This is a genomic window from Streptomyces sp. CA-251387 (assembly GCF_050936625.1).
Classification (GTDB): domain Bacteria; phylum Actinomycetota; class Actinomycetes; order Streptomycetales; family Streptomycetaceae; genus Streptomyces.
In genome coordinates this window covers 5,009,757-5,030,810 of the sequence record NZ_JBNJMJ010000001.1, presented here as the reverse complement: position 1 = coordinate 5,030,810, position 21,054 = coordinate 5,009,757, and the positions used below count along the sequence as shown (strand labels likewise).

The 21,054-nt window shown below is 68.2% G+C and carries 18 protein-coding genes, 1 tRNA gene and 1 pseudogene; 8 read left to right on the top strand and 12 right to left on the bottom strand.

The genetic code is table 11. From position 1 onward, the window contains the following. Window positions 1-101: 101 nt before the first annotated feature. The 3 genes from ACQEV2_RS22475 to dcd all read right to left on the bottom strand — a co-directional run bounded on the left by ACQEV2_RS22475 (window position 102) and on the right by dcd (window position 2,086). Window positions 102-887, bottom strand: coding sequence for a calcium-binding protein (locus ACQEV2_RS22475; RefSeq protein WP_433044290.1), 786 nt, complete (start codon window positions 885-887; stop codon window positions 102-104). A gap of 120 nt (window positions 888-1,007) precedes the next feature. Next, window positions 1,008-1,514 carry a phosphoribosyltransferase gene (locus tag ACQEV2_RS22470; RefSeq protein WP_433044287.1) on the bottom strand — a complete coding sequence of 169 codons (507 nt, stop codon included), beginning with the start codon at window positions 1,512-1,514 and terminating at the stop codon, window positions 1,008-1,010. Beyond that, on the bottom strand, window positions 1,511-2,086 hold the full coding sequence (gene dcd / locus ACQEV2_RS22465; RefSeq protein ID WP_030054451.1) for a dCTP deaminase: 576 nt from the start codon (window positions 2,084-2,086) through the stop codon (window positions 1,511-1,513). Before dcd ends, ACQEV2_RS22470 begins: the two co-directional genes overlap by 4 nt. 597 nt (window positions 2,087-2,683) lie before the next feature. Here dcd and ACQEV2_RS22460 point away from each other — a divergent pair. Beyond that, window positions 2,684-2,757, top strand: a tRNA-Gly gene (locus ACQEV2_RS22460). Window positions 2,758-3,105: 348 nt separating this feature from the next. Then, a complete protein-coding gene (locus tag ACQEV2_RS22455) occupies window positions 3,106-4,797 on the top strand; it encodes an acetolactate synthase large subunit (RefSeq protein ID WP_433044284.1) in 1,692 nt (563 codons plus the stop codon). Between the two features lie 514 nt (window positions 4,798-5,311). Here the strand turns inward: ACQEV2_RS22455 and ACQEV2_RS22450 are convergent. Both ACQEV2_RS22450 and ACQEV2_RS22445 read right to left on the bottom strand, forming a co-directional pair. Beyond that, the gene (locus ACQEV2_RS22450) at window positions 5,312-6,031 is read right to left on the bottom strand and encodes an SRPBCC family protein (protein WP_433044281.1); all 720 of its coding nucleotides are present in this window, start codon (window positions 6,029-6,031) and stop codon (window positions 5,312-5,314) included. Window positions 6,032-6,081: 50 nt separating this feature from the next. After that, window positions 6,082-7,113 carry a medium chain dehydrogenase/reductase family protein gene (locus tag ACQEV2_RS22445; RefSeq protein ID WP_433044278.1) on the bottom strand — a complete coding sequence of 344 codons (1,032 nt, stop codon included), beginning with the start codon at window positions 7,111-7,113 and terminating at the stop codon, window positions 6,082-6,084. A gap of 103 nt (window positions 7,114-7,216) precedes the next feature. Here ACQEV2_RS22445 and ACQEV2_RS22440 point away from each other — a divergent pair, with 103 nt between their 5' ends. After that, entirely contained in the window at window positions 7,217-7,873 is a 657-nt protein-coding gene (locus tag ACQEV2_RS22440; RefSeq protein WP_433044275.1) for a TetR/AcrR family transcriptional regulator, read from the top strand. Window positions 7,874-8,486: 613 nt separating this feature from the next. Here ACQEV2_RS22440 and ACQEV2_RS22435 read toward each other — a convergent pair. The 3 genes from ACQEV2_RS22435 to ACQEV2_RS22425 all read right to left on the bottom strand — a co-directional run bounded on the left by ACQEV2_RS22435 (window position 8,487) and on the right by ACQEV2_RS22425 (window position 11,249). Continuing rightward, the gene (locus ACQEV2_RS22435) at window positions 8,487-9,623 is read right to left on the bottom strand and encodes a PQQ-dependent sugar dehydrogenase (protein ID WP_433044272.1); all 1,137 of its coding nucleotides are present in this window, start codon (window positions 9,621-9,623) and stop codon (window positions 8,487-8,489) included. Between the two features lie 397 nt (window positions 9,624-10,020). Then, entirely contained in the window at window positions 10,021-10,443 is a 423-nt protein-coding gene (locus tag ACQEV2_RS22430; RefSeq protein ID WP_433044269.1) for a DUF4345 family protein, read from the bottom strand. A 44-nt stretch (window positions 10,444-10,487) separates the two neighbouring features. Further along, complete coding sequence (locus ACQEV2_RS22425; protein ID WP_433044265.1) at window positions 10,488-11,249, bottom strand: SDR family NAD(P)-dependent oxidoreductase; 762 nt, start codon at window positions 11,247-11,249, stop codon at window positions 10,488-10,490. 273 nt (window positions 11,250-11,522) lie between these two features. Between ACQEV2_RS22425 and ACQEV2_RS22420 the strand changes: the two genes are divergently transcribed. Further along, entirely contained in the window at window positions 11,523-12,419 is an 897-nt protein-coding gene (locus tag ACQEV2_RS22420) for an AraC family transcriptional regulator N-terminal domain-containing protein (protein ID WP_433044262.1), read from the top strand. A gap of 232 nt (window positions 12,420-12,651) precedes the next feature. Here the strand turns inward: ACQEV2_RS22420 and ACQEV2_RS22415 are convergent, their stop codons facing one another. Further along, window positions 12,652-12,981 carry a hypothetical protein gene (locus tag ACQEV2_RS22415; RefSeq protein WP_433044259.1) on the bottom strand — a complete coding sequence of 110 codons (330 nt, stop codon included), beginning with the start codon at window positions 12,979-12,981 and terminating at the stop codon, window positions 12,652-12,654. A 249-nt stretch (window positions 12,982-13,230) separates the two neighbouring features. Here ACQEV2_RS22415 and ACQEV2_RS22410 point away from each other — a divergent pair, with 249 nt between their 5' ends. Continuing rightward, window positions 13,231-13,695 carry a hypothetical protein gene (locus ACQEV2_RS22410; protein WP_433044256.1) on the top strand — a complete coding sequence of 155 codons (465 nt, stop codon included), beginning with the start codon at window positions 13,231-13,233 and terminating at the stop codon, window positions 13,693-13,695. Window positions 13,696-13,978: 283 nt separating this feature from the next. On the opposite strand, the pseudogene ACQEV2_RS22405 reads toward ACQEV2_RS22410, so the two are convergent. Continuing rightward, a pseudogene (locus ACQEV2_RS22405) lies at window positions 13,979-14,312 on the bottom strand (hypothetical protein); the annotation flags it as partial. Between the two features lie 410 nt (window positions 14,313-14,722). Here ACQEV2_RS22405 and ACQEV2_RS22400 point away from each other — a divergent pair. The 3 genes from ACQEV2_RS22400 to secD all read left to right on the top strand — a co-directional run bounded on the left by ACQEV2_RS22400 (window position 14,723) and on the right by secD (window position 19,373). Continuing rightward, on the top strand, window positions 14,723-16,159 hold the full coding sequence (locus tag ACQEV2_RS22400) for a non-reducing end alpha-L-arabinofuranosidase family hydrolase (RefSeq protein ID WP_433044253.1): 1,437 nt from the start codon (window positions 14,723-14,725) through the stop codon (window positions 16,157-16,159). A gap of 404 nt (window positions 16,160-16,563) precedes the next feature. Next, complete coding sequence (locus ACQEV2_RS22395) at window positions 16,564-16,968, top strand: hypothetical protein (protein WP_433044250.1); 405 nt, start codon at window positions 16,564-16,566, stop codon at window positions 16,966-16,968. Window positions 16,969-17,030: 62 nt separating this feature from the next. Next, entirely contained in the window at window positions 17,031-19,373 is a 2,343-nt protein-coding gene (gene secD, locus ACQEV2_RS22390) for a protein translocase subunit SecD (protein WP_433044247.1), read from the top strand. Window positions 19,374-20,319: 946 nt separating this feature from the next. Here secD and ACQEV2_RS22385 read toward each other — a convergent pair. Both ACQEV2_RS22385 and ACQEV2_RS22380 read right to left on the bottom strand, forming a co-directional pair. Beyond that, complete coding sequence (locus ACQEV2_RS22385; protein ID WP_433044244.1) at window positions 20,320-20,763, bottom strand: PIN domain-containing protein; 444 nt, start codon at window positions 20,761-20,763, stop codon at window positions 20,320-20,322. Continuing rightward, entirely contained in the window at window positions 20,760-21,020 is a 261-nt protein-coding gene (locus ACQEV2_RS22380; RefSeq protein WP_433054699.1) for a CopG family transcriptional regulator, read from the bottom strand. The genes ACQEV2_RS22385 and ACQEV2_RS22380 overlap by 4 nt, the downstream gene beginning before the upstream one ends. Between the last annotated feature and the right edge of the window lie 34 nt (window positions 21,021-21,054).

The following is a 21,054-nucleotide window of genomic DNA, read 5'->3' as shown; positions in this document are numbered from 1 at the left end:
AGGCATACGAAAGGGCCCCCGCTGCTCGCGGCAGGGGCCCTTTCCTTGTGCTGCTACCGGTCTCGGCTGCTACTGGTCCGTGCTGCTACTGGTCTGTGCTGCTACTGGACGTCGACGAAGTCGCCGGCCGCGTTGGCCGCCGGGGTCGTCGACGTGCCCGCGAAGCTGTAGCGGAAGTAGCCGTCGGTGGAGGCGGTGACGGTCGTCTTGAGGTTGCCCGTCGAGTTGGTCTTGATCGTCTTCACCGTGGTGTAGGTGCTGCTGCCCTTCTTGCGGAACTGCAGCTTCACCGACTGGTTCGCATAGCCGTGGTACAGGCTGTCCTCCCAGTTGGCCCGGGAGAGCTTGCCGGTGACCGTGATGGTCTTGCCCTTCTTCACCGGCTCCGGCGAGGCGTTGACCGTCAGCTTCGAGGCGCGCTGCACCTTGAACGTGGTGGCCGCGTCCCGGTGGATGTAGTCGTAGTCATGGGCGGAGACCAGCGTGGCGAGGTTCCAGGTGGCCGCCGCGCTGTTGCCGTTGATGGCCGAGCCGCCCTGCGGGTCGAAAGTCAGCGTGCCCGTGCAGGTCGAGGTGGTGACGCTCACCTTGACGCAGGTGATCTCGCCGTCGTCGTACCAGATCTGGTCGTAGTTCGGCGTCGGACCGTCGCCGGTGATGTACGTGGTCTCCTTGATGCCCGAATCGTCCGACGCGGTCACGGAGACCTTGGCGGTCACCACGTTGGTGGTACCGACCACGACCGGCTTGCCGCCGTTGACGACGACCTTGTCGATCGTGATGTTGCCCGAGCCGCCGTCCTCCGCCTGGGCGGCGGTGGCACTGACGGCGGTGGCGACCAGCGCGACGCTGGTGCCGAGCAGGGCAAGGCGCGTGGTTGCGCGCATGAACGTTCCCCCCACAAAGTCTTTGTTTGATCAGACTCGATTTGATCAAACTTGATTGATCAGAGGGGAGCGTACGGCGTTGGCCAACAATTCACCACGCCGTTATTTCACCACCTGCGGTCAGAGCGCTTCCTTGTTCACCTTGGCCGCTTCACCGGACTTGTGCACCGGAGGCAACACACTCCACGGAAAGTTGATCCACTCATCGGTGCGCTTCCACACGTACTCGCACTTCACGAGGGAGTGGGACTTCTCATAGATGACGGCGGACCGCACCTCGGCGACATGATCGAGGCAGAAGTCGTGCACCAGCTTGAGCGTCTTGCCGGTGTCGGCGACGTCGTCGGCGATCAGCACCTTCTTGTCGGTGAAATCGATCGCGTTGGGAACGGGAGCGAGCATGACGGGCATGTCGAGGGTCGTCCCCACGCCCGTGTAGAACTCCACATTCACGAGATGCAGGTTCTTGCAGTCGAGGGCGTAGGCGAGCCCGCCGGCGACGAAGACTCCGCCGCGGGCGATGCTGAGCACGATGTCCGGCACATAGCCGTCGTCAGCGATGGTCTGGGCGAGCTCGCGGACGGCGGTGCCGAACCGCTCGTAGGTCAGATTCTCCCGCACGCTCACACCTGGGTCCGATGGAAGTTCTTGAAGGACCGGGAGGCGGTGGGCCCGCGCTGCCCCTGGTACCGCGACCCGTACCGCTCACTGCCGTACGGGAACTCGGCGGGCGAACTGAGCCGGAACATGCACAGCTGGCCGATCTTCATGCCGGGCCAGAGCTTGATGGGGAGGGTGGCGAGGTTGGACAGCTCGAGGGTGACATGCCCGCTGAACCCCGGGTCGATGAACCCGGCGGTGGAGTGGGTGACCAGCCCGAGCCGCCCGAGCGAGCTCTTGCCTTCGAGCCGCGAGGCAAGATCGTCGGGAAGGGTGATGACCTCATACGTAGAGGCGAGAACGAACTCCCCGGGATGCAGGATGAACGGCTCATCACCCTCGGGTTCGACGAGCCGAGTGAGGTCGGCCTGCTCGACGGAGGGGTCGATGTGCGGGTACCGGTGGTTCTCGAACACCCGGAAGTACCGGTCCAGCCGGACATCGATGCTCGACGGCTGCACCATGGATTCGTCGTAGGGATCGATCCGTACCCGCCCGGCGTCGATCTCGGCCCGGATGTCCTTGTCTGAGAGAAGCACGCCCCGAGGATACGCAAGGCGCGCGGAACGGCCACAATCGCGGCTTCCGCGCGCCCGACGCTGCACCTGCTGTTACTGCTGTTACCTCTGTCGCAGTCTGTTACTACTGTCGCTTCTGTGACCGCTGCTGCTGTCGCTTCTGTGACTGCCGTGCTACCGCTTCTCCAGCGTCACCGGCACCACACTGCGGAGCCGGGCACACCGGGGACATCGGAGGAGCCGGCCGGGGCCGAGTCGCTCGGCCTGCTGCATCGGGAACGAAGCGGTGCTGAACACGTGCCCATCGGCACAACGGACGACGGTGCGCTCCATCAAGTCCTAGAGTCCCTTCCCCAAGAGCCGCGTCTGGCTGCTACCTGCCTGACGACGAAGGCCACATTACGGGATCAAAAGGACGACCCTCCAGGCGGCACTCCGCCCCCGCCCGGACCCTCTCCCACCCCTCCACCGTACGCCCCAACTCCGTTCCCCCGCAGCCACATCCACCCCCTGAAACGCACTCAGGCCCCACGGCGTCAGCGCCCGGGGCCGGAGATGAGGTACAGTGACGAGGCGATCGGACACCGCCTCCGGATCATCTCGGGGCGGGCGTCTTACGCGGGTGTAGTTTAATGGTAGAACATCAGCTTCCCAAGCTGAGAGCGCGAGTTCGATTCTCGTCACCCGCTCCACGACTAAGGCCCAGGTCAGAGAACCGGGCCTTTTTGCTGTCCGCTGCGATCAGTGGTCGCGTGCCAGATTCGTGCCAGAAGGCTGGTCGTCGTACCGGGCCGGCGGTGCGTCAGTGGCGGGCGACGAAGTGGTCACACGGTCCTCCCTGAGCCTGCCGCCGCTCGGTGTCCGGTGGCGAGTCCATATCCGGGTCCAGCGTGTGGGCCGACCGCGGAAAGCGCCACCACAGCGCCTCCGAATGGCCTCGGCGGTGCTTGAGCTCCGGCACGGGTCGGTACCCCGTCACTGGTCCCCGGGCGGCGGCCGACAGGTGGCCGAGGCGGGCGGGGCGTGCCTACGGTCGCCCCATGGGCACCGAAAGCGCGAACGGGTCGCGGGACACTGCAGCAGTGGATGACGTCGCGCACCTGTTGGTGCGTTGTCTGCGGGCCGAGGGCGTCGAGTACGTCTTCGGGATCCCCGGTGAGGAGAACATCCGTTTCGTCGACGCGCTGAACGACTCCGGGATCCGGTACGTCCTGGTACGTCACGAACAGGCCGCCTCGTTCATGGCGGAGATCTACGGGCGGCTGACCGGCCGGGCCGGTGTGTGTTCGGCCACGCTGGGGCCTGGCGCGATCAATCTGCTGCTCGGCACCGCGGACGCCATGACGAACAGTGCGCCGCTGGTGGCCCTGGCCGCCCAGGGCTCCCTGCGCCGCATCCACAAGGAGTCGCACCAGGTCATCGACCTGGTGTCGATGTTCGCTCCCGTCACCCAGTGGTCGGCCCGTATCGAGTGTCCGGACGCGGTGCCGGAGATGACACGCAAGGCGTTCAAGACGGCGCAGAGCGAACGGCCCGGCGCCGTGTTCCTCGCGGTCCCCGAGGACGTCGAAGCGGAGCGTCCCGCCGGGCCGCTGGCGCCCCTGCAGATCGATACGGTGCGGGCCGACGCGCCGTCACCCTCCCAGATCGCACGGGCGGCCGAAGTGCTTTCGGCCGCACGGCGCCCGGTCGTGCTGGCAGGCCATGGCGCCGCCGGAACCGGGGCCTCGGCCGCCCTGGTGCGGTTCGCCGAACGGCTGAACATCCCGGTCGCGACCACCTTCCACGGCAAGGGCGTCTTTCCCGACGACCATCCGAACGCCCTCGGCGCGGTCGGCTTCATGCGCCACGACTATGGCAACTTCGGCTTCGACGCGGCCGATGTGCTGCTCTGCGTGGGCTACGAGATCCAGGAGTTCGACCCGGCCAAGATCAACCCGAACGGTGACAAGCGGATCGTTCACGTCCACCGCTTCCCCGCCGAGGTGGACACCCACTACCCGGTCACCGTGGGTGTCGAAAGTGACCCCTCACAGGCGCTGGACGCGCTCGCGGCAGCACTGCCCGAGGGACTCACCTACGATTCGGGAAGCAGCGAGAAGATCCGCACCCTGCTCGACGAAGAGCGGCAGTACGGACGTGACAACGACGCGTTTCCCCTGGTGCCGCAGCGCGTCGTGACCGATGTGCGCACCGCGCTGGACCGCCACGACATCGTGCTCGCCGACACCGGCGCCGGAAAGATGTGGATGTCCCGTCTCTACCCCACCTACGAACCGGACACCTGCCTGGTCTCCAACGGCCTGTCCACGATGGGGTTCGCACTGCCGGGTGCCATCGCCGCCAAGCTGGCCCGGCCGGACCGGCGCGTCCTGGCGATGATGGGGGACGGCTCGTTCCTGATGAACTCTCAGGAACTGGAGACGGCCGTCCGTGAACGCGTCCCGCTGGTCGTCCTGGTCCTGGTGGACGAGGAATACGGCCTGATCACCTGGAAGATGGAACTCGAACTCGGCCGCCACAGCCACACCCGGTTCACCAACCCTGACCTGGTCGCCTACGCCGAAAGCTTCGGCGCACGCGGCTACGTGATCGAGAGCGCCGACCAACTGCTGCCCGCACTGCGTCGCGCCCTCGACGACGACTCGGTCTCCGTGATCGCCTGCCCCGTCGACTACTCCGAGAACCTGCGCCTGACCGACAGGCTGGGCAGTCTCCACGGCCCGTTCTGATCCGACAGCCCCAGAGCCTCCCGGCCGGCATCGGGAAGGACCCCACACCGGCGAACCCGCCACGGGGCCGTCGTCGGCCACACCGTCCAGGCCGGCCTGTACGTCCGCAATCCGGCGTCCGCCTCCGACAGAAGCCATCTCGACGCAGGGCCGGCCGAAGCCTTCACCCACCCGTTCCGGGCCCGCTCTCCGGACCGCGTGCCCATAGCGTGCCCTTAAGAGCGGTCAACGACGGTCGACAGCGGCGTGACCGTGTCCTGCCGACTGCTGTACCAGGGCGCTTGAGGCCAGGTCAGCGGCTGACTGGCCCTTCAAGCGCCATCGCTTCCCAAGCTGAGAGCGCGAGTTCGATTCTCGTCACCCGCTCCATGATGAAGGCCCAGGTCAGAGACCTGGGCCTGTTTGCTGTTGAGTGAGGTCAGTCGTCGCTTGCCGACTGCATGCCGGAAGGCGGATCGCCGTCAGGGCTTCGTTCGAGATCGGCGGGGAGGGCCATCAAGGCCGCCCGATCCGGTCAGTGGGGACGCGGGTGGTCGCTGGTGAGGGCTTCGGCGGTGGTCTTCAGGTCGTGCAGCCACGCTTCGAGGCCCGCGCCGAGGGCCGCGGTTGCGGTGGGCACGTCTGCTTCTACCTGGGTGCCGGCCCAGGTTTCCTCGGTGTGGACGTGCAGGCCGCCCACGACCCTGCGGAAGGTCCACAGGTGGATGCCCTCGTCGATGCGCAGCCCCTCACCTGTCGCGGGTCCGCTCCACAGGATGCAGTCGTGGCGCCGGAGTTCCTGGACGGTGGAGGTGATGGCGAGTGTGGTGGCGGGGGTCGTGGGGGTGGCGGGCGCGGGGGTCGTCCACCGGAACTGCGAACCCGACTTCAGGCGGCCGGGATCGAGACGTTCGGCGGTGGTGACAGGGGGCTGCCAGGACGGCCAGCGTTCGACGTCGGTCTGCAGTTTCCAGACAGTGCTCAGTGGCGCCTTGATCACGATGTCGGACTCGTAGCGGATGAGGGCGGTGGTATCGACGCCTCGTCCGCCGCACTGGGACGTACCGCCGTGGGGGGCGACGGCAGCCTGGGCGGTCGGGATGGTGCTCGCCAGAACGGCGGCGACGGCGAGCGCGACCGCGGCCTTACCGGCGCGAGGCCGGCGCCGGAGGGTTCGTGTGCGCGGGTGCAAGGGGTGGGGGCGCAGGGGGCGGGGGTGCTGACCGGGGGCGTTCGACGGGCCGATGCTGAACATGGTGTCCTCTTGTTTCGTTGTGGTGATCGGATCGGGCCACTCACGTTCTGCTACGGATTCAGAACGACCTTTCCGGCGGCGGTGCCCGACTCGGCCAGCCGCAGGGCTTCGGCGACGCGGGTGAGCGGCAGTTGCGCGGCGATCTGAGCTGTGACCTCGCCGCGCTGGAGGGCGGCGAAGACCTGGGTGAGGTCGGTGCGGAGGCGGGCGCGGAAGCGGTTCTTGGCCAGGGCCCGGCCGGCCCAGACATTGAAGAAGTAGGCGCGGCGGCGGTTGGGCAGGGCGTTCCACAGCCATACCCGGCCGAGCAGCTTGAGAACGGGCCACTGCTTGGAGCCCTCGTCGTCCCGGGTCGAAGCACTGCCGTACGAGACGAGCGTGCCGCCGGGGGCGAGAAGGCGCCAGGAGTCGACGATGCCGCGGCCGCCGACGTGGTCGAAGACGGCGTCCACCCCATGGGGGGCGAGTTCGCGGATCCGTGCGGCGACGTCGTCGGTGCGGTAGTCGACGGGGGCAACTCCCCGTTCGCGCAGGGCGTCGTGGTGGCGCGTGGACGCCGTGCCGATCACCTGCGCGCCTGCGGCCTGGGCGAGTTGGACCAGGACCGATCCGACGCCACCGTTCGCGCCGTGCACCACGACGGTCTGCCCCGCACGGACGCGGGCCTTGCGGTGCAGCATCTGCCAGGCGGTGATGCCGTTGACGACCAGGGTCTCGGCCTCCGCCGCACCGATCCCGTCAGGCACAGGTACCACGTCCGCCGCGTCGACGAGCACATGACTGGCCCAGCCACCGACCTTGACCAGCGCGGCGACCCGGGTGCCGGCCAGGCCCCGCTCGACTCCCGCACCGGTCGACAGCACCGTACCCACGAGGTCGTAGCCGGGCACGAAGGGGAACGGCGGCTGGTCGTAGTAGCGGCCGCGCCGCATCTGCTGCTCGGCGAAGGAGATGCCGGTCGCCTCCATCCGGATCACGACCTGGCCGGGGCCCGCGGCGGGTACGGCTCCATGCCTGATCTGGAATCCCTCGGGCTCGACCTTGCCCGGAAGGACGACCTCGACGAGTCCATCGGCGTGCATGGCAACCTCCACAGAGTCAGTGAGTTACAGGGCTTCGCGTTCGTTAGAAGTTATAACCGCACAAGTTCGAAAGTGTCAATAACTTCAGTGATAGCCTCTAACTATGGTGAACTCGGAAGCGGAGACCCCGCGTGCTCGCTACCGCACCCAGGTGCGTACGGAGATCAAAGAGCGCGCGTGGGAACAGATCGCCACGGCGGGCGCGTCCGCGCTCTCCCTCAACGCGATCGCCAAGCAGATGGGCATGAGCGGACCCGCGCTGTACCGGTACTTCGGCGGTCGCGACGAGCTGATCACCGAGCTCGTCAGGGACGCGTACCGAAGCCTTGCCGACACCTTCCGCGCGGCCTCGGAGGGCGGTGCCGATGTGACCGCGCTGGCGCACGCGTTGCGGGGATGGGCCCTGCGGCACCCACAGCGTTACTTCCTCATCTACGGCACGCCCGTCCCCGGATACCAAGCGCCCGACGACACGACCGCGATCTCGTCCGAGATCATGGCGACGCTGTTGGACGCCTGTGCCGCATTGCCCTTGGGCGGACCGGCGACACCGTTCGACGCGCACCTCGAAGATCACCGGGACTGGGCGGACGGCCATCCCGCCCCGCCCGCGGCCCTCCATCGGGCCCTGACCTTCTGGACCCGGCTGCACGGCGTCCTGTCCCTGGAACTCGCCGGCCACTTCACCGGTATGGGAATCGACCCCGCGCAGCTCTTCGCCGCCGAGCTGGACGACCTGATGGGTGCGCCGGCGAACTGACCACGTCACGCCCGGCCTTGGTTCGTGCCCACGGCGTTCCCTTCAGAGCGGACAACCACGGTCAACAGCGGTGCGATCCAACTTGTACGCCCTCCCAGGCAGAAGGCATCTGTGCAGCTCAGGGCCATAGCGTCCGCCCAAGTGCCGTCGCTTCCCAAGCTGAGAGCGCGAGTTCGATTCTCGTCACCCGCTCCATGATGAACCCCAGGTCAGCGGCCTGGGGTTTGTTGCTTGATCAGTCCAATGTGGGGGTGGCGTGCCCTCTGCGTGTCCTAAAGGCAGGCCGAAGGGCCACTGAAGGGGACACCGTGCAAACTCCCCAAGAGATCGGCCGGGTCTGCCGCCATCACTCGTCGGCCGAAGTCCTGAGCCAAGCCTCGCGCGTACCCGCCGACTGAGGGGGATCTGACGGTGCTTCCACGAAAGGGCCAGCCGGCCTGCCGCGGTTCCGGGCCGAGCCCGGAGAGGCCCGACCCGAGGTCCTGCACCCGAAGGACGTCAAGGTTCTCGGGCCGGGGCGGCGGGCTGGTCTCAGGTGGGCCGGAGATCCCGGAGATGATCCAGCCGACCTGGGTGACACTCGCTACTCGGCGGCTTGTTCATCCGGTGGTCATTACGCCGGGTCGATGCGGGAGACGCTGCCACGCAGGTCGAGCACGTACAGCTCGCCATTGCCTTCCTGCACGAACGAGACGACCCGGCCGCCGTCGACTCCGAGGTCGCTCACTCCGGTCACCTCGCCGTTCTCCATCTGCAGAGCACGGATGGTGCCGTCGCAGTAGTCGCTGAAGACGTACTGACCCTTGAGATCCGGGATCGCCTCGCCTCGGTAGACGTATCCGCCGGTCACCGAGCAGCCCAGCCCGCTGCGGTCGTACTCGTGGATCGGCGGTACGTGGTTCGCGGGCACCGTGCCGCCCCGGAAGGGATGGTTGCCCTCCATCTGGGACCAGCCGTAGTTCTCGCCGCCCTTGCTGGCTGCCGGGGCCCAGTCGATCTCCTCCCAGGCGCTCTGGCCGACGTCCCCGATCAGCAGGTCGCCCGTGCCCGCGTCGAAGGAGAACCGCCAGGGATTGCGCAGCCCGTACGCCCAGATCTCGTCCTTCGCGTTCGGGTCGTCCACGAACGGGTTGTCCGGCGGGATCGCGTACGGCTTGCCACCGCTCGGGTCGATCCGCAGTAGCTTGCCGAGCAGCGTGTCGAGGTTCTGCCCGTTGCCGTGCGGGTCGCCGCCCGAGCCACCGTCGCCGAGCGCGATGTAGAGGTAGCCGTCGGGGCCGAACGCGATGTCGCCGCCGTTGTGGTTCGCGTAGGGCTGTGTCTGGGTGAGGACGGTGCGCCGAGTGTCCGGCTGGATCTTGCCGTCCCGCACCGCGAACTCGTCAACGGTGCTGGTGCCTTGGAGGTTCGTGAACGAGATGTAGAAGTGCGCGAACTCCTTGTCGAACGCGACGCCCAGCAGGCCGCGTTCGCCGTTGGTGGTGGTCTCGCTGGAAATGTCGATGACGGGCTCGCCGAGCCCGTCATCGTCCAAGACCCTTACTCTGCCCGCGCGTTCGGCTATCCAGACCGTGCCACCGGGACCAGCGGTGCCGGCGGTTGGATTCTGGGCCGTGGCCACCTTCTTGAGCACGACTTTTGCTGCCTGACGTGGGGCGCTGAGCTCGTCAGCGGACGCCGTGGTCAAGGCGAGGGAAGCGACGAGGCAGAGGCTGCCGATGATCGCCGAGCTTCTGGTGCGAACTTTCACCGTGATCCTCCTAGAGGCGGCGAACGGGGGAGGTCACCCGGCTGCTGGAGGCAGAGATAGGTGGGTGTCGTCCACACCGGCACGCACACCTGGGGGGTGGGGGATTGGTGCGCTACTGGCCACAGCTGAGGCTACCGGGACAGGGATTGTTGAAATAGACCACACTCCGCCACCCATTTACCTCCGCTCCGCTTTCCGTCGCGTCCTCCACCTCCCCGTTCCCCGGCACTCTGGGCCCAGGTCGAGGCCCTGGGCCTTGTTGTCGGCGCGGAAGCAGAGCCTCAGCTCGTGAGGGTGAAGTACTTCCAGGCGCCGTACATCGTCGAATTCACGCTGTCGCCCGAGCCGTCGGCGTAGATCTGGACCCGGCGCTGTGGGTTGCGCCGGGGTCGGTGCGTCAGGCGGTGGCCGGCACTCGTCTGGTTCGAAGTGCGGTGGAGTGCGCCCCGATGATGGCGAACGCGAGGATGAACTCCAGGGCGCCGAAGGACAGGAACTCTGCCGGCCGGTCGGGCAGGCCGTTCTGGGCTATGGAGAGCACCCGCCCGAGCGCCCCGAAGAAGACCGGGACGGCCAGGAAGTAGACGAGCACACCCCGCGAACGGGTTGTTGCCGCCGCCCAGGCGAACAACGGCGCCCAGCCGATGTAGACGCCTGCCATGAAGCGGTGGATGTGGTCCGCGGTGGCATCGCCCTCCGCGGCTCCCCGCACTATTTGCAGCCCGGCGCCGGCGACGATGATGGCGGTTGCCAGCAGCAGGCAGACCCGGACTATGAACTCGGCCCGCGTAAGAGGCCTGAGAGGGATGTCGGCAGTCATGGTGCTTCCTCGCTTGTCTCGCAGATGGCCCGCGGGCTTGATGGTCAGACCTGCTCGGTGGGGCGTACGAGCAGGTCGGCGACGGCCACGTGGCGCGGACGGGTGACGATGTAGCCGACGGTGTCGGCGATGTCCTGGCTCTGGAGCCGCTCGATGTCACCCAGGCCGGCGGCGATGTGCTGCTGAACGGCTTCGGGGTTGTGGGTGCGCAGTTCGGTGTCGACGCTGCCCGGCTCGATGACGGACACGCGGACGTGCTGGCGTGCCAGTTCCTGGCGCAGCGACTCGCTGAAGGCGTTGACGCCGAACTTGCTGGCGCTGTACGCGGCCATCATGGGGTAGGCGCGACGGCCGCTGAGGGAGCTGATGTTGACGATGTCGGCGACCCGACGCGGCTCCTCGGCGGCGGCCTTGACCAGGTGGGGCACGGCCGCGTGGGCGGTGTACATCAGGCCCATGAGGTTGATGTCGATCATGCGCCGCCAGTCGTTGAGGTCGGCGCCCGGGGCGGGTCCGAGCAGCATGAGGCCGGCGTTGTTGACCAGCGTGTCCAAGCGGCCCAGGCCCTCGACGGTCCGCTCCACCGCCTCCGCGGCGTTCTGCGCGTCGGTGATGTCGGCGGGCACCACCAGGGCCTTTCCGCCCGCGCCGGTGATCTCCCCGGCGAGGTCGGTGAGCCGGTCCTCGCGCCGGCCGACCACGGCCACGGAAGCGCCCTCGCGGGCCAGCTCCAAGGCGGTGGCGTGGCCGATACCGCTGGACGCGCCGGTGACCAGGGCGACGGTTCCTTCAAGACGACGAGTCATGGTTGAAGCCTTTCGATGAAACGGCCACGCTGCTGCGAGCCGTGCAGGACACGCCGCGTTCGTAGGCCCTGTGGACGGTGGCGATGCTGCTCTCGGACCGATCGACTCTCGGACCGATCGACCCCGGCCGCGAGGCCCTGGCGGCCGAAGCGCGCGCTGGGCGACGGTCGTGGTCCGCTGTGCCACGTCCTCAACGCTAAGGACACGGCACCTGGGGGTCATGGGGCACCGATCGCATAGGATTGCCTGATCCTCTCAAGCAAGGAGGTCGTCGTGCTGGACCGACTCGCCTCGGCCATCGACCGGCACTTCGTGGGAGTGGGCTCGCCCACCGCGGTGCCCCGGCTCACCCTGGTCGCACTCGACGAACCCGTCGAGCCCACCGACCGGCTCGAGGATCCGATGCTCTGTTTCGTCGCCGCCGGTACGAAACGCACCACCGCGGGGGACCTGCGCCATGTCGCGCACGCCGGCGAGATGCTGTTCACCACCATCGCCCTGCCCGTCACCGTCGCAGTGGAGAAGGTGCCCTACCGGTCCGCCGTCCTGCGATTCGACAGCCAGGCGCTGGCCGAACTGCTCGTCGAGCTGCACGAGACGGGCCCGGCCACCCCGGCGACGATCGAAGCGCAGGTGACCGCGCCGATGACACCGGAACTCATCGACGCGCTCACCCGCTACGTCCGGCTCCTCGACAGCCCCGACGACATCCGCCCCCTCGCCACCCGGGTGGAGAGCGAGATCCTCTACCGCCTGCTGCGCAGCTCCCTCGGCCCCGTCCTGCGCCAGTGGTCACTGGACGACTCGACCACCGCCCGGATGCGCGAGGTGGCCCGATGGATCTGCGCCCGCTACACCGAGCCGCTCAGAATCGACGAGATCGCCGCCGTGGCACACATGAGCCCCGCCAGCCTGCACCGGCACTTCAAAGCGGCCACCGGCATGAGCCCGCTCAAGTACCAGAAATCCCTGCGCCTGCAGGAGGCACAGCGGCGCCTGGTCGCCGGCGGCGCCACCGCGGCCCAGATCGCGCAGGCGGTCGGATACACGAGCGCCACCCAGTTCAATCGCGAGTACCGCAGCACCTACGGCCTCCCGCCCGGCCAGGACGCGGCTCGCCTACGCGCTCGGCTCGCCCACACCCCCACCGCCACGACCCAGCAGGCGTAGGCCCAGGCAGTCAGACGCGCGAGAGCTTGCTCGAGCGCCGTCGCTTCCCAAGCTGAGGGCCGAGGCACCTTCGTCACGGACCGGCCCGTCGTGGCTTGCTCTGGTCGACGGCGCCAGCAGCGTGGCCAAGGTCGGTGGGGATGCGGCGAGGTATACGCGCGCGTGGTCGGTCGGCGTCCCCTCCGTCGTGGCGGACTGTCGTCGGCTGAGGTACCAACGATTCCCCGGCTCTTCAGTACGAAGGCTTAGAGCCGGCGGACTGGTCGAGGTGGAACGCGGAGCCCGGAGCCGTCGGAGTCCAACCCTCACTCAGGGCAAGCCGAACAGCCGCAGCAACACCGGACGGCAATACAGGCTCAGCCTCAAGACCGATCCAGTTGCTCGGATGCGGCTGGTCGGTCGTGACCACGAGCATCGTCCCTGGCGTATCCGCATGCTCGACCGCGAACGTGCACGGCGACCAGGCCAGGCCCTGGAAGTACGTCGGCCTGCCTCGCAGCCGCCAGCGGTACACCGTGCCGTCGACAACGATGCGTCGCGATCCCTTGCGGACCAACGCCATGACTCCCCCTTCCACAGCGAAGATGCTAACGACCCTAGCTCCGCGCTCCGTCTCACTTTCCGGTTCCGCCGTTCATGGCCGTTCAGACGAGGCCGAGGGCAGAAGCCGCTCCCAGGATCAGCCGCCCATGAACGCAGGTGAACGCCCCCGAACGACGCCCACCACCCCACCACCACAGTTGGAAAGCGTGTTGGCATCGGAGTTGGGTTACGGCCCGCGGAGGACGGCGAGGCATGATCAGCTTGGGACGTGGAGACCATCATCGCCAGCGGTATAGCCGTCCTGGGGACGCTGCTTGGTTCGGGGATCACCTTGGCGTTCCAGCAGCGCACCACCGACAGAAGCCACCAGTTCACCCGCCGCGAGAAGCTCCGGCAGGAACGACTCGATGCCTACTCTGCCTACGCCGGCGCGTTGGTCAACTACCGCCGCTGCCTGGTTCACCTCTGGTTCTGCGAGCACGAACAGCCACCACCGGAGGACCCCGACACAGTGCGGATCCGCGCCTACGACCTACGCTCCAACGCCCAAGAGGCTCTGTTCCGGGTGCAGATGCTCACCGATGACGAGACGCTGAGCCGGGCCGCGGAGGCCGTGCTCGCAGACGTTACATCGCTGTCCAAAACAGACAGCAGAACCGAACTCGACGGTGCCAGGGTACGGACCCGTGACGACATCAGCCGACTGGTCCGAGCGGCCAAGGAACACCTCTGACGCACTTGCCGACGCGCCGGTTGGCAGAGGGCCACGCTGACAGTGCTGCACCACTCGCGCACCAGATCGAGCGGGGAACAGCGGGGAATCGCGGTGAAAACAGCCGAGCCCCCAGAGGCCGCGAACCGGCCGTTTGGGCAGGTCAGCGCCTACATGGTGCTCTCGATGTCCGCAGCTTCCCAAGCTGAGAGCGCGAGTTCGATTCTGTCACCCGCTCCACGGCTAAGGCCCAGGTCAGAGACCCGGGCCTTTTTTCTGTCCATCGTGATCAGTCGTCGCGTGCCAGATTCGTGCCAGAACACTGATCGCGCGCGTGCCCCGCGTGTCGGAGATCGTAGAACCGGCAGCCCTCGGGCATGCCGACGATCTCACCCGCCTTGCGCCACTTCCGGCCGAAGGTGCTGCGCCGGAAGGGAGCGCCCTTCTTGGCGATGCACCGCTCAGCTGCCTTCTCCTTACCGGCCCCCTTGATGCGGCAAGGATTGCGCGTGATCGCTCGTCGTCCACGGCGGTCTCCATGAATGCCTTGAGGAGCCGGTATGCCTTGGCGTCATCGTCTTCGCCCCCGTGGTCCGCAGCCGGTCGGCCCGCCGCTCACGGACACGCGGCGCGGTGATCGAAGGAGGGCCGCAGGTCAGCGAGCCGGCCGAGGGCAAGCGGACCCAGCCTCACAAGCACGGCAGGGACCGGGGGAGATGCATCAGCAGGCACGGGACACTCTCGTGATCATCAGGCGTACGACACCCGCAATGATCACCAAGCCCGTGCCCGCACTGCTACCCGCCCCTCGCGCCAAAGACCCGCACAACCACGGGCCTTGAAGCCGCGCGGTGTCAGCCTGCGAATGCTTCGGCTCGGAATTGCGCGAGAGGTATTGACGCCGTTCACCGGAACCCTATCATCCAGCTGATCGACAGTTCGACCCTTGTTCGGAATACCGAACATACCAGGACCGTACCCCACCGACATCCGGACACCCTCTGGCGGGGCAAACCGGAGCCGCTTGCTCAAGGATGACGAGGTCCGCATGCACAGTCGTAGTTTCAACCGCAGACATCCGTCTGCGGTGCTCGCCGCCGCGGTTGCGGCCCTGGCCGCGTTGGCGGGGATGCTCGTCGCCAGCCCGGCTCAGGCGGCCACCACCGGCGCCGTGCGCGGCGTCAGTTCCGGCCGGTGTCTCGATGTGCCGGGCGCCAGCCAGACCAACGGCACGAACGTGCAGATCTGGGACTGCACGGGCGGGACCAACCAGCAGTGGACGCTCACGGACAACAACCAGCTGACCGTGTACGGCAACAAGTGCCTGGATGTTCCGGGCCACACCACCACGGCCGGTACCCGGCCGGTGATCTGGGCCTGTAACGGCGGTACGAACCAGCAGTGGCGGGTGAACGCCGACGGCACGATCGTCGCCGTGGAGTCCGGGCTGTGCCTGGACGTCAGCGGCGGCGCTACGGCCAACGGCACGGCGGTGCAGCTCTGGAATTGCAACAGCGGCAGCAACCAGAAGTGGACCGGCCTGTCCACGCCGCCGGGCAACACGTGTGCTCTTCCGTCGACGTACCGGTGGACCTCGACGGGTCCGTTGGCGCAGCCGGCGAACGGGTGGGCCTCACTGAAGGACTTCACCACCGTGACGCACAACGGCCGGCACCTGGTGTACGCGACCACCTCCGACGGATCGTCGTGGGGCACGATGGGGTTCCGTCCCTTCACGAACTGGTCGGACATGGGGACGGCCACCCAGACCAGGATGAGCCAGCTCGCGGTGGCGCCCAAACTGTTCTACTTCGCGCCCAAGAACATCTGGGTGCTGGCCTCGAATGGGTGGGGTACCGCCTGGCAGTTCGCCTACCGCACGTCCAGCGACCCCACCAACCCCAACGGCTGGTCCGCGCCGCAGCCGCTGTTCACCGGCAGCTTCCCCGCCGGCGAGGGTGGCGTCCCGATCGACCCGACCCTGATCGCCAACGACCAGAACATGTACCTGTTCTTCGCCGGGGACAACGGCAAGATCTACCGGGCGAGCATGCCGATCGGGAACTTCCCCGGCAGCTTCGGCTCGTCGTACACGACGATCATGAGCGACACGGAGAAGAACCTGTTCGAGGCGCCGGAGGTCTACAAGGTCCAGGGCCAGAACCAGTACCTCATGATCGTTGAGGCTCGGGGTGCGACTGAGCAGCGCTTCTTCCGCTCGTTCACGGCCTCCAGTCTGAACGGTTCGTGGACCCCGCAGGCCGCCACCGAGAGCAACCCCTTCGCGGGCAAGGCCAACAGCGGTGCCACCTGGACCAACGACATCAGCCACGGTGACCTGGTCCGCAACAACCCTGACCAGACCATGAGCATCGACCCCTGCAACCTGCAGTTCCTCTACCAGGGCCACTCCCCCAACACACCGCCGGACACCCCCTACCTGAAACTGCCGTACCGGCCGGGCCTGCTCACCCTGCAGCGCTGATCCGCCTGATCCACGGTGATCGCGATGGGTGCGGTCCGCCGACGCGTAGACGAGTTGTCTACGGCGTGGGCACCCCCACCTGCTGACCGGTACTCATCGCCTTGAGGAGCCCCAGCCGCACGTCGGCTGGGGCTCCGCCTCGAAGGGGCGTAGCCGACTCCGGCTCCGGAAGTGCGGTGGCGGCACGGGTCAAGGGTTCATACCGCAGCCTCGTCCCGCCCCTTCCCCCGCACTTCCGTGCCGCCGCACCAGCGCACTCCGCAGGCAGCAACATTCCTGCGGTGAGTCGGGAACCTCCCGACGCCCGACGGCGTTCGTGTCACTGACGGCCGGACGAGCCGAGCCGTGGCTCACAGTGCTCAACTGCTGATTCCGTACGACGACTTGACCGGGGGGCAAGAGGCGTGCAGCAGCACCGCGCACACCCCACGCGCCCGGCCGCCGTCGTGCTCTCCGCGCTGCTCGCGGTCCTGACCTTCCTCCTACCGGTGTCGGCCAAGTCGACGCCGGCGTCCCGCCCGTCCTCGACGGGCACGGCCGCGACAGCGACCGCGCAGGCGTCCGCGACCGCCGACGCGCAGCGACCCGTCGCCGTGGCGCACTCCGTGCTCGGCCACGCCGACGCCGTGCCGTACCCGTACCACGGCTTCCTGGGTCCTGGCACCGGGGACGCAGCCCCGCACCGCGCTGTCGGCGGCCCCGCCGTGGCCGTGGCGGCCGCGGCCGCAGGAGCGAGCCGGGGCGCCCACGCGTATCGCCCGCGCGGCCCGCCGTCCCGATGGTGCACCGAAGTCCGTATCGACGCCTGACCGTTCGCCTCCGCGCCCGGGGCAGACGTCGACTCCGTCTGCCTGCCCATCGTGGAGAACTCATGTCTCGCGCGCCCATGTGGCGGGCGATCGTCGCCCTAGGTGTGATCGCCGCCTCGCTCTTCTTCGCTCTCACCCAGTCCGCCCGCCTCGGCCTCGACCTGCGCGGCGGCACCCAGATCGTCCTGGAGACCAAGGACTCACCCGTCGTCAAGGCCGATGCCGAATCGACCCAGCGGGCCCTGGAGGTGCTCCGCCAGCGGGTCGACGCGCTCGGCGTGTCCGAGCCGAGCCTGTACCGGTCCGGACAGCAGCGGATCTTCGTCGAGCTGCCCGGCGTACAGGACCCGCGCGAGGCCGCCGAAGTCATCGGCCGCACCGCGCAGTTGACCGTCCACCCGGTGCAGGGCGCGACGGACCAGCAGGACGCGACCAAGGGGAAGCCTGCCAAGGACGGCTCGCGCACCCTGGCCGACCCCGACCAGAAGGGGGCGTTCCTCAAGCTCGGGCCCACCGTCCTCACCGGCGAGGGCGTCAAGGACGCCGAAGCGGTGCTCGACCAGCAGACGATGTCGGGCTGGATGGTCAACCTCACCTTCCGCGGGCAGGCAGGCAAGGACTGGGCACGGGTCACCGGGGCGGCGGCCTGTGCCCCGCAGGGCGCCCCCGAGAGGCGCGTCGCCATCGTCCTGGACGGCAAGGTCCTCTCGGCGCCCGGCGTCAACGCGGATGTGGCGTGCGAGGTCGGCATCTCCGGCGGCTCCACGCAGATCACCGGCGGCTTCGGCCGAGAAGAGGCCCGCGATCTGGCCGCGCTCGTCAAGGGCGGTGCGCTGCCGGTGCCCGTGGAGGTCGCGGAGCAGCGTACCGTCGGCCCCACGCTCGGTGCCGACGCCATCGCCGCCAGCGCCCAGGCCGCGGTCATCGGGCTCGCCCTGACAGGGCTGTTCATCCTCGTCGTCTACCGGCTGCTCGGCGCCCTGGCCACCATCGCGCTCGCGCTGTACGGGCTGATCTCCTACGCCGTACTGGTCGCCCTGGGCGCGACCCTGACACTGCCCGGACTCGCCGGTTTCGTCCTGGCGATCGGCATGGCGGTGGACGCGAACGTGCTGGTCTTCGAGCGTGCCCGCGAGGAGTATCTGGGAGTCCGCGCCCTGACGTCGGCCTCGGCGCGCCTGGACAAGCCGCTGCGCACCGGCTTCGCCAAGACCTGGAGCGCGGTCGTCGACTCGAATGTGACCACGCTGCTCGCGGCCGGGCTGCTCTTCTTCTTCGCCACCGGACCTGTCAAGGGCTTCGGCGTCACGCTCTCCATCGGTGTCCTCGTCTCGATGATCTCGGCCCTGGTGATCACCCGGGTCCTCGCCGACTTCGCGATCCGGCGCCGCTTCGTGCGCAACCGGCCCGGCCTGACCGGGATCACCTCCCATGGCCGGGTGCGTGCCTGGCTCGCGCGCCGCAAACCCCGCCTGGTGCACCACCGGCGCCGCTGGCTCGGCGTCAGCGCGCTGCTGATCGCGGTTGCCGTCGCCGGAATCGGCCTGCGCGGGCTGGAATTCGGCGTGGAATTCACCGGCGGGCGCCTGGTGGAGTACAGCACCAGCAGGCCCATGGACGTGGACGCAGCACGTTCGGCGGTCACGGACGCCGGGTTCCCGCGCGCGGTGGTGCAGGAGTCGGGGAACGGGGACATCTCGGTACGCACCGGTGAGCTGAGCAACGACCAGCAGCACACGATCAGAACGGCGCTGGCGAAGGAGGGCGGTGAGGTCACTGTCGAGCGGGACGAGCTGATCGGCCCGAGCCTCGGCGACGAGCTGCGCCGGCACGCGCTCATCGCGCTCGGCATCGCCGTCGCGACCCAGCTGATCTACCTCAGCGTACGGTTCCGGTGGACGTTCGCCGCCGCGGCGGTGTCGGCCATGGTGCACGACGTGCTGCTTGTGGTGGGCCTGTTCGCCTGGCTCGGCAGGCCCGTCGACAGCGTCTTCCTGGCGGCCCTGCTCACGGTCATCGGGTACTCCGTCAATGACACCGTCGTCGTCTTCGACCGGGTGCGCGAGGCGCGCCGCCGCGATCCGGCGGCGGACCTGGAAACCACCGCGAACAAGGCCGTCATCCAGACGTTGCCGCGCACCGTGAACACCGGTATGGGCGCGCTGTTCATCCTGGCAGCCCTGGCCGTGCTCGGCGGTGACTCGCTCGCGGACTTCTCCGTGGCGCTGATCGCCGGCGTGGTGATCGGTATGGCATCGACGGTGTTCACTGCCGTGCCGATCGCCGTGCAGCTTGAGGGCAGCCGCCCGGCGCCGCCAGTGCGCCCCAAGCGCAGCGAGGACAGCGGGGCGCGCAGTCCGCTGGAGCGACGCGGGCGGGCGCGGGATTCAGGCGCTGTGGTGTGAGGGCACGCGGAGGCGCGTGGGGAAGACGCGGATGGCCGGGCGCATCCCCCGATCCGGCTGTGCAACGTGCAGCATGCTCCTCGTTCGACGCCGGTACCCGTCTATGGCGACAGACCCACGTTTCTTACAAGTGGCTCGGCAATCGTTTCCGCAGGTGATCAGCCGGAGGCGGTCGGCCTGGATGAAGAACGAAGGGCCGGCACCATGGTGGGCGATTTCCTCGCCCACCTCACCGGCAGACTCCTCGGGGACCGGCTACGCGCAGGCTGCGTAGCCCGTCGCATCCCCGGCGCCGCTCCGGGGGGCACAAGGTCGACTGCCGCGAGCGGTAGCAGCAACTCAGCCTCCCTGCCTCGACAGGACATGCGCGTCCGCAACGCCGTAAAGACGCCGACCTCCGAGCGGGACGGGCCCGGCATGAATCGCTCCTTGCCGATGCCCGGCCGCGCGGCTCTCGACGGCGTGCCCTCCGCGTGCCCTTGAGAGCGGACAACCACGGTCAACAACGGTGCCGTCAAGCGCCCGCACCAGCAGCAAGTCGACAGATCTGCGCAGGTCAGGGAGTGTAGGGCTCCGCCAGCGCCGTCGTTTCCCAAGTTGAGAGCGCGAGTTCGATTCTCCTCACCCGCTCTTCTTGAAGCCCCCAGGTCAGCCGCCTGGGGCTTGTGTTTTGGCGGGGGTTCTCCAGCAGTTTCAGCCCGCCAGGCACACGAAGATTGGGCGCGCGGAGGGCACGGGTGTCGGGCCGTAGCCGTTCGCGTAACGCTCCCAGCGTCGGAAACCATCGTTGGCCTGCGGCTTCGCAGTTCGCGCCGAAACCTCCCCGCGCCAGAAGGCCTCAGCCTGCTTGTCCCTCAGCAGGGCTGAGCGTCGGTGCGTGCGCAGCGGAGGCGATACGTGCCGAAGCCCTTTGCAGCGGCTGCGACTTCGGCATGGGAAGCCCTGGTCACAACGGCAGGTCGTCGGGCAGGACCCGGAATGCCTTGTGCCGGCCCAACGGCCGTACGGCACGGAAGTCGCGCCGGTCGAGGGTGAGGATCGCGTCGGTGTCGTAGTCCGCGGCCAGCGCTACGTTCACCGCGTCGGCGAGGTCGAGATCCAGTGCGTGGTAACGGCCACGAACAGACTGGGCTGCGCCCAGGTGATCCTCTGTGATCTCCGGCATGAGGACCCGGCCCCGGCTCATCCAGCGGCGAAGATCGTCGACAGCGCTGACGGCGGCTTCGCGCCCGAGTTCGCGCGTGGCCACGTGATCGAGCTCCGCCAGCAGGAGTGGGGACATGACCAGGAGACCGGCCGCCATGATCGCCTCATTCGCAGCCCCGTGCTCCGGGTGCGTCGAGTCGAGGGCGGCCAGGAGGCCGGACGTGTCCGCGATGACGATGATCACGCGGCAGTTCCGGAGCCCGTCTCGCGACGGACCGCGTCAGCGACCGCGTCACGGACCTCGGCCTTGGACGGCGTACGCCCCGACCCCTCGAAGGTGCGTGAGAACAGCGGCTCGTCCCAGACTCGATTCGCCATCGCCGCGAGATGGATCCCCTGCCGGATGATCTCGGCCTCGCTTATGCCCCGGCGCTTGGCCGCTTCCTTGATGATCGCCAGGTCCTCGGGGTCGGCGTAGACGTTCGTGCGCTTCATGGACATGTACCAAGCGTAGTCCATGTACTGGATTGATGTA